Source organism: Bifidobacterium miconis (assembly GCF_019331735.1).
Classification (GTDB): Bacteria; Actinomycetota; Actinomycetes; order Actinomycetales; family Bifidobacteriaceae; genus Bifidobacterium; species Bifidobacterium miconis.
The window spans coordinates 1-1156 of record NZ_JAHBBH010000087.1; the positions used below are offsets into that span (position 1 = coordinate 1).

Below are 1156 nucleotides of genomic sequence, written 5' to 3' on the forward strand. Positions count from 1 at the left end.
GCTTGGAGCCGCTGCCGTCCGGCCGGCCGGGCCGAGTGCCGGTGAGTTCGCCGGTTTCCGCGACGTGGATCCATGCGGAGGCGCCATCGTTTGCAGGATCGTCGCTCAGGTAGCCGCCGGAATTGTAGATCGAGAAGCCGGCAAGGTACGATGCGGCGAACGATCGCAGCAGGTCGGGATCGTAGTGCCTGCGTTCGAGCGCCCAATCATAGATCGTCCACGCGCCGAGCTGGGTCATGTAGCTGACGTTCCAGCCGCTGTCGCCGCAGCCGCGCAGGTCGGTCATGCCGAGCGCCCAGTCGGGCTGGCGGCCGCGGTTGGCGAGCGCGACGCGCATGGACGATGCCATGACGCGTTCGTCGCCGATGGCCGCGCCGTAGCCGTACACGGCTTCGTACGCGGTGGAGTCGTAGGCCATTTCGGAGCCGTACGGATAGTCCTTGCCGGCGAAGTACCATGCCTTTTTCTCGACGAGCCCCCGCACGCGGGTCGCCTCCTCGTTAAGTCCTTCGGCGCGCAATGCATCCGCCAGGTGCATGGCGAGCACGCTTTCGCCCATGTTGGCGTAGTGGTCCGCGCCTTCGCCGTCGGGGAACATCCAGTAGTCGAACATGGCGGCGAAGTAGCGTGCGGCGCGTTCGAGCCAGTATGTCGGTTCGTTGAGCCACGGGTATTCGGCGCGGTAGCGCTTGGCGATGCGGTACATGTTGAGGAACGTGTTGGCGACGTGCACGTAGTTGAACGCGCGCCACACGTCGTCGGCGCCGCGGCCGGCCCACGGTTCGAACATTGTGAACCACGGCACCATGCGGTGCACCTTGTATCCGGGCTGTTCGGTAAGCCGTTGTTCGATGAAGTCGCGGCAGTAGCCGTCGAGCACGCGCAGCTGCTCCTCGTTCGGCCGGTAGACGTTCCATTCGGAGAGCATGAGTCCGGAGACGAGGCCGATTTCGTCGCTGCCGCCGGCCATCCAGCTCGGCAGGTCGGGGTTGAACGTCGCGTTGATGCGGCGACGGTTGGTCAGATCCCACATGAGCAGGCCGTGATAGCACGGGTCGGCCGGGTCGGTTTCCCACTGGTTGCGCGCGACGAACGCGTTCTGCTTGCGATAGATGGTTTCGGGCGGCTCGATGCCGAAGAACGTTTCACGTGAAAC

The 1156-nt window shown here is 65.0% G+C and carries 1 protein-coding gene; it reads right to left on the minus strand.

Annotation, left to right across the window (positions count from 1 at the left end):
• Positions 1–1156, minus strand: a 1156-nt coding sequence (locus KIH79_RS12710; RefSeq protein ID WP_219059717.1) for a DUF5695 domain-containing protein, incomplete at both ends; no start/stop codon positions are given.